Annotated in this window: 6 protein-coding genes and 1 pseudogene; 1 reads left to right on the top strand and 6 read right to left on the bottom strand. The window is 40.4% G+C overall.

What is annotated here, in order from left to right:
* On the top strand, window positions 1–1,640 hold a 1,640-nt coding region (locus tag D7D54_RS07725), incomplete at its 5' end, for a G5 domain-containing protein (RefSeq protein WP_120719160.1).
* Between the two features lie 139 nt (window positions 1,641–1,779).
* Here D7D54_RS07725 and D7D54_RS07720 read toward each other — a convergent pair.
* The 6 genes and pseudogenes from D7D54_RS07720 to D7D54_RS07695 form a co-directional block, all read right to left on the bottom strand.
* Window positions 1,780–2,568: pseudogene (locus D7D54_RS07720) on the bottom strand (ADP-ribosylglycohydrolase family protein).
* Window positions 2,569–2,647: 79 nt separating this feature from the next.
* Complete coding sequence (locus D7D54_RS07715; RefSeq protein WP_120719159.1) at window positions 2,648–2,941, bottom strand: DUF5960 family protein; 294 nt, start codon at window positions 2,939–2,941, stop codon at window positions 2,648–2,650.
* The gene (locus D7D54_RS07710; protein ID WP_120719158.1) at window positions 2,934–3,296 is read right to left on the bottom strand and encodes a hypothetical protein; all 363 of its coding nucleotides are present in this window, start codon (window positions 3,294–3,296) and stop codon (window positions 2,934–2,936) included. The genes D7D54_RS07715 and D7D54_RS07710 overlap by 8 nt, the downstream gene beginning before the upstream one ends.
* Window positions 3,293–4,708 carry a Y-family DNA polymerase gene (locus tag D7D54_RS07705; protein WP_120719157.1) on the bottom strand — a complete coding sequence of 472 codons (1,416 nt, stop codon included), beginning with the start codon at window positions 4,706–4,708 and terminating at the stop codon, window positions 3,293–3,295. The genes D7D54_RS07710 and D7D54_RS07705 overlap by 4 nt, the downstream gene beginning before the upstream one ends.
* 3 nt (window positions 4,709–4,711) lie before the next feature.
* A complete protein-coding gene (locus tag D7D54_RS07700) occupies window positions 4,712–5,398 on the bottom strand; it encodes an XRE family transcriptional regulator (protein ID WP_020902031.1) in 687 nt (228 codons plus the stop codon).
* Window positions 5,399–5,768: 370 nt separating this feature from the next.
* Window positions 5,769–7,241, bottom strand: coding sequence for a peptide MFS transporter (locus D7D54_RS07695; RefSeq protein WP_020902030.1), 1,473 nt, complete (start codon window positions 7,239–7,241; stop codon window positions 5,769–5,771).
* Window positions 7,242–7,408 lie beyond the last annotated feature (167 nt).

Here is a 7,408-nt window from a genome sequence, read left to right as displayed (position 1 = left end):
AACCGGTTGAACCAAAACAACCGGAACAGCCTGAAATCAATTATGATAAGGCTATGGCTAGCCTGACTGAAGCTATCGAGAAAAAAGTAGCTGAACTTGGTGCTAACAACGATGCTAAGAAAAAATTAGTTGAAATTACTGACAAAGCAATCGCAGCTATCCAAGAAGCCAAGACTCAAGAAGACGTCAACAAAGCCCTCAATAACGCTCTTGAACAAATCAAGCAATTGCAACCTAGCCAACCAGAAAAACCAGTTGAACCAAAACAACCGGAACAGCCTGAAATCAATTATGATAAGGCTATGGCTAGCCTGACTGAAGCTATCGAGAAAAAAGTAGCTGAACTTGGTGCTAACAACGATGCTAAGAAAAAATTAGTTGAAATTACTGACAAAGCAATCGCAGCTATTCAAGAGGCTAAGACTCAAGAAGACGTCAACAAAGCTCTCAATAACGCTCTTGAACAAATCAAACAATTGCAACCTAGCCAACCAGAACAACCGGTTGAACCGAAACAACCGGAACAGCCTAAAATCAATTATGATAAGGCTATGGCTAGCCTGACTGAAGCTATCGAGAAAAAAGTGGCTGAACTCGGTACTAACAACGATGCTAAGAAGAAATTAGTTGAAATTACTGATAAAGCAATCGCAGCTATCCAAGAAGCTAAGACTCAAGAAGATGTCAATAAAGCCCTCAACAACGCTCTTGAACAAATCAAGCAATTGCAACCTAGTCAACCAGAACAACCGGTTGAACCGAAACAACCTGAAAAACCAATTACTTCTTCAAGTCCTGAAGAAGGAGTTAAAGAGCTTACCTTCCAACTCCCAAGTTTGGATATTGTTAAGAAGGCAGTACCATTCAAGACTATCCGTCGCGAAAATCCACAATTAGACAAAGGGAAAGAACAAGTTCTAGCAGAAGGGAAAGATGGTGCTATAATCGAGTATGTCGAAGTAGATGGCAGCAATCGTAAGGTAGTTCAAACTGAATCAACTCCAGCTCTAGACAGAGTGATTGAAGTAGGGACTAAACAAAGTTCTGTAGGAACAGAGGCACCACCAGTTGTGACTCTCCCTGAGTACCTTCTACCAAAAGAGCCTGAAAAACCAATTACTTCTTCAAGTCCTGAAGAAGGGGTTAAGGACCTTGTCTTTAAACTTCCAAGCTTGGATATTGTCAAGAAGGCAGTACCATTCAAGACTATCCGTCACGAAAATCCAAACTTAGATAAAGGAAAAGAGAAAGTTCTAGCAGAAGGGAAAGACGGCCTGCTAATTGAGTATGTCGAAGTAGATGGTAGCAATCGCAAGGTAGTCCAAACCAAATCAACTCCAGCTCTAGATCGAGTAATTGAGGTTGGAACTAAACAAAGTTCTGTAGGAACAGAGGCGCCACCAGTTGTGACTCTCCCTGAGTATGTTCTACCTAGAGAAACTGAAAAACCAGCTCCTGCAGTTGTAACAGAAGATTCACCAAGAAAAGATGAAAAAGCACCTGTTGCTACTACAGTTAGACAAGACAAGGAAAAACAACTCCCAGAAACTGGAGAGCAAGAAGCAAATGCCTTCTTATTCTTGGCTGCTATTACTTCAGTATTGTCTCTACTCATCTTCCAAAAGAATTTCAAAGACTAATTAAAATCTTTACTTAATTCTTTTCAATGATTCTAGTTCCCCCAAAGAGAAGACCAGCCGGTCTTCTCTTTTTCTATATATAAATCAAAAGATATCCATAAATTTCTATGGATATCTTGGTATATATAAAACAGAATGATTATTTGGGATAAGTATTTTCAAATTCAACAACAATTTCAAGTAAACGATTATCTAAAAAAGATAGGGCTTCTTGTCCGATTTCATCAGAAAGACCATAATAAGCTTCTGCAATTCCTCTTCAGATAGCTGCAATGGTATCACTATCTCCTCCTATAGAAATGGCATTTCTGATAGCATTTTCAAAGCTAGTTGACTCGAAAAAAGCTTGGAAAGCCTGGGGAACAGATCCTTGGCAAGTAACGTCAAATGTATAAGAATCTCTGATTTGATCTAAAGTAAAGTCCATGGGATAGTAGTTTTTATCGATATAATCTCTGATTTCATCCATACTAACACCATTTCGAGCCAAGAAAATAGCTACTGCAACTGCTTCTGCCCCTTTGATCCCCTCCGGATGATTGTGACTCACTTGTGTCACTACTTGTGACAAGTATTCCGCCTGCTCTATACTATCTGCTACAAAACCGACCGCACTGATTCTCATCGCAGCCCCATTACCATAGCTAGCATAGGGTTGCGGATTATCAGACAGAATCCAATAGAAAAAATTCCCACCATATCCACAATTTGGATAGTCTCTCCCAATCTCTTGCATGTACTTCACAGCATTTTCCGAAAGACGACTCCAGTCTTCCTTACTAGCCAACAACGCCTTAGCAACTGCTAAACTCATTACACTATCGTCAGTTGGTGAACAATCCGAGGTAAACAAGTCAAAATTTTTACTTTTATGATTATCCCACTCGAAACGAGAACCGACAATATCTCCAATAATTGCTCCTAGCATAGTTTACTTCCTATTCTATTTTCTTAGGTTATCACAAGGACAATATCTGACCAATACCTTCATTATACGATACCTATATCTACTGGCCACTATTTTTAACCCCGGCATATACATAGATCCTATTTCTGGGACACTCTTTTTCCGTTACCACCCTAAAATAAAAACGATGCTCCCGCCCATCCTTGGCATTTTCCTTATTTAAGACAAAGTAGTTCTTCTGATTCATTGCCATGGTTCGTAGGATGTCATCAGTCAAGAAAGTCAAGGGTACGTTCATGGCAGAGTATTTTTGAAAATCCTCTTCAAAACGAATATAGTTATCTGAAAAGTAATCCATCTGCAGTTTGTTTTCATACAGCTCTTTTCTAGTCATAAACTCCCTCCTCCCACAGCCGAATTTCTAGGATATCTGCAACATCTATCAACCTATATTCCTCGTTTGTCCTAATAGATAGAGTCTGATGTGATAACTCTCTCACCTCACCGATGATAGTCGCCTTCTGCCTCTTTTCCTTAACCACAAAGCATCCCTTTAGCTGGATAATATAAAGCTGAGAAAGTAAATGTAGTTTCTCAACTGGGGCCAAATCTATCGAAAAATCAACACGTTTTTTTTCTTCACTGAGCGAACTGGTGTGTTCCGAAAGGTAAAATCCCATCCACTTCTGCATACCTGGATCTTGATAATCTCGCGCGGATTGAAAAGGTAAATAAGAACGATCAATCATTTTAATCCATCTAATCCTCCTGCAGAATGTCCCCCAATCAGCTTGCTTCTGGCAAGACTCCTAGAGGCTTCTTCCAGTGCATTGGCCTTTAAGAGAGAAGCGAAACCAAATTGTTCCCGAATGGAGTCAATGGCCGTCTGGAGCCTTTCTTCTTTTTCTAACTTATCAACATCATCAAAAAGGGAAATCAAACCAAAGGACTCATCCACAAATCCTGAATAGTTGACTCCAACACTTCTGACTGCTCCTGAAGTGTATTTGTTATGAAATAGCTTCAAAACATAATCCGTTAAGACAGCTGTATTATTGGTCGGTTCGACCTTCATTTGTGTGTGAATAGACGACCTGACCTCCTGTTTAGAGAAACCGACATAGATAGAGACAAGGGTTGTTTTCTTGCTCGCCCTTCTCAGTCTAATAGCTACCTGCTCCGCCATTTCCCGGAGAATAATTTCAATATCCCGTAGCTTCACGTAGTCTCTCGGCAAGATTTGAGAATTCCCCAAGCCCTTGGATTTGGCTTTATAGGGCTTATGAACATTGCTCTCATCAATCCCGTTGGCATGAAACCACAAACGCAGACCAGCCTGACCCAGAGCTTTCTTTAGCTGGTCGGGATTGCTGGTTGCCAATTCCTTGATGGAAAAAATCCCCAGAGCATGCAAGCGATTCTCCATCCGCCTGCCAATCCCCCAAAAATCCGTCATCTGAGGGATTGCCCAGACCTTCTCTTCCACATCCTGGTAAGACCAGTTGGCCCTCATAGTCGGAGTGTGCTTAGCCTCATTATCCAGAGCCAACTTAGCCAGTAAGGGATTGGAATTGGACATGCCCACTGTAGAGTAGATCCCTGTCTGCCTCCAAATATCCCTCTGAATACGAGCAGAAAGCATATCCAGCTTGTCTTTGCGAGAGAGACTCTTATCTGGGATAAAATAGTTGAGCGAACTAGTTAGGTCAATAAAGCCCTCATCGATAGAGTAAGGATAAATATCATCTGGACTGCCATAGTTTTGAAAGATTCGCTGGATTTCCATATTGACTGCAATGTACTCGTCCATTCGAGGAGGGACAATCAAGGTCATCTGAGCCCAATCTTCGATATAGCGAACATAGTCTGAGTCGGTAGGTAGACCTTGCTTTCGAGCATTGTAATAGGAAAATTTTCGTGTTTTGATATCAAAAGGCAAATCATAGGCCCGACCAACATTTGACTTGCCAAAAATCTTCTTAAACAAGGGAGAGGAGGCTAGGATAAGACTAGTTGAATTATCCGCGCGACTCATGACACAAAGCGAGGTCTTCAGCGGATGCAAGCCTCTTTTCACACACTCAACACTGGCATAAAAGGATTTCATATCGACAAAGGCAATGTCACTTTTGGGCTCTCTGGAATAATCAAAATAGCCCATAGGCTAGCCCTCCATCGGCACAAAGTTCCCAACAATAATCCCCACAATCCGAGGATCTTCCTCATAAGAGATGAAAATATCCTTGTATTTAGGATTAATAGAGACCAGACGCAGGCCAGCTTCCTCCCTATAGACCCGTTTGATATAGGTCTGGTTGTTACAAACCACTGCATAGACCGCCCCGTCATAGTCAAATCCTGTCTCTCGAATCAGTGCCACCGAACCATTTTGATATTTAGGTTCCATGGAGTCCCCAGATACCCAGGATGCAAAATCATGGGCCAACTCCTCATTAAAGTAAACCGTATCAAAATTCTGATCATCGTAGACTGAAGCTCCAATCCCCGCTGACATGCGTTCGTAGACACGGTACTCGTAGAGACGCTCTGGCATAGATGTCACTTTCTGAGCCTGTTCCTCTTGAACCAGGTTGCGAGCATAGAGAACAACCTTCTCCTTCCCTTGCTTGGAGAGGCTATGGTAGAGACGGACAATCTCAATCTGAGTGAAATAGCCTTTTGCGACTTTTAAAATGTTTTCTAGCTGGGACACCTTCTCCTTGGACGGTTCCTTGATTCCACGTTCCCAAGCCGAGTAAGCCTGGAAGCTAATCCCAAGTTGCTCTGCAATTTCCTTCTGTGTTAATTTTAACTCTTTCCTACGAGCCTTGAGTTTTTCTGGCTGATACATACTTCACCTCCTATTATGATGCTTTAATGGACATTATCTCCCTTAGAAAGACTAATCGATGCTTGAATCCATATTTTTAGAACTCAACCAATATGGTTTAGTTTTATTATATAAAAAAAGTGAACAAATGTCTACTAGGAATATCAGAAACATCGTGAGTTTTATACTCAATGAAAATCAAAGAGCAAACTAGGAAACTAGCTGCAGGCTGTACTTGAGTACGGCAAGGCAACGTTGACGCGGTTTGAAGAGATTTTCGAAGAGTATCAATCAAACTAAAAGGACCTAGCCTTACACAATACAGAACTAAATCCTTTGAATAAATAATTGATCTAACTTTTAAAATTCCTACAGAAATTCCAGTTTTTCTCTATTTGATACCAGACATTAGTTTTTCAATACGTGGAACGTAGAAAAGTAAGATAATACCGAATACAATCGTAATTCCTCCAACAATTCCATAGTAAGCTACTTCAGTTTCGCTTGTATAAAATTTTACAATTTGAGCATTGATAGCTTGGGCAGCTGCATTACTCAAGAACCAGATAGACATCATTTGTGCTTGGAAGGATTTTGGTGCTAACTTAGTAGTGACTGATAGACCAATCGGCGAAATCAGCATTTCTCCCACAATCACAATAGCCCAACTCATAATCAACCAGAGAGGACTGACCTTAACATCTGTCCCAAAGAGCATCCCTGGTAACATCATCCACAAGAAGGATAAACCTGCCGCAAATAAACCGTAAGCAAATTTTTTAGAAGAGGATGGTTGATTTTTACCCATTTTCCCCCACAACCACGCAAAAATCGGCACATAAATCATAATGAAAAGGGGATTGATACTTTGGAAAAAGCTAGATGGGAAATGAATCTGATTCCCAAATACATTAAAATAAAGTCGAGTTTGATCATCCGCAAATAGAGCGAGAACAACAGACCCCTGCTCCTCAATAGACCAGAAGAGTACTCCAGCGATAAATAGAGGAATGTAGGCAAATACTCGGGATCTCTCAGTGGTAGTTATTTTCTGACTAGATAAAATCTTGAAGAAATAGTAGATTGGAATAATTACAGCAATCACTGTAAAGATATTAACAATCATATCCACATTAAACTGGTGAGTAAAGACTAAACCTATAACCACGAGAATAACTACGACAAGTGCAATCAGCAAACGTTTAATCAAGGTCTGCTGGTCCTTCTGTGAAAGTGGATCAGTGGGGTAAAGACTTGATTCAGGCAGATATTTCTTCCCATCCAAAACATACTTCACCAAACCAAAGAACATCCCAATGGCAGCTAATGAGAAACCTAGATGGAAATTGACTTCCTGACCTAGATAACCTACTAAATAAGGGGCAACGAAGGCACCTAAGTTAATACCAAAGACAAAGATACTAAAACCTGCATCCCGTCTATCATCCTCTTTCTCATAAATTCCCCCAACCATATCTGAGATATTGGGTTTTAAAAATCCAGTACCAAAGATAATCAAGGCAATAGAAAGATAGAGAGCCACTTGTCCAAAAGGTGTTGCTAAAGCAATATGCCCTAGCATAATCAAAATCCCACCGTAAAAGACAGTCTTACGACTTCCTAAAATACGGTCACTGACAAAACCACCGATAACCGAGGACAAAAATACCAGCGAGCCATAAATCGCCATAACCGATGCAGCTGTGGTCTTATCCATTCCCAATCCACCATCTTGCACACTATAGTACATATAGTAAAGTAGGATAGCTCGCATCCCATAGTAAGAAAAGCGTTCCCACATTTCTGTAAAGAAGAGGGTGGACAAGCCCATAGGATGTCCAAAAAATGTTTTCTGTTTTTCCATATATATTCTCCTTTAACGATATAATAATTCATTTTACAGAATTTTCAAATAAATGTCAAACAAATCCTGTTTGTTTTAGAAAATTTTCTGAAAAAATCTAACGTCTCATACTTAATTCCACCATAAATTTCAGACTAACTTCCACTTCGGTCAGACAAGTGGAAGTT

Source organism: Streptococcus chosunensis (assembly GCF_003626515.1).
GTDB lineage: Bacteria > Bacillota > Bacilli > Lactobacillales > Streptococcaceae > Streptococcus > Streptococcus chosunensis.
The sequence above is the reverse complement of the archived record's forward strand: the minus strand, read 5'-3'. Positions and strand labels throughout refer to the sequence as shown.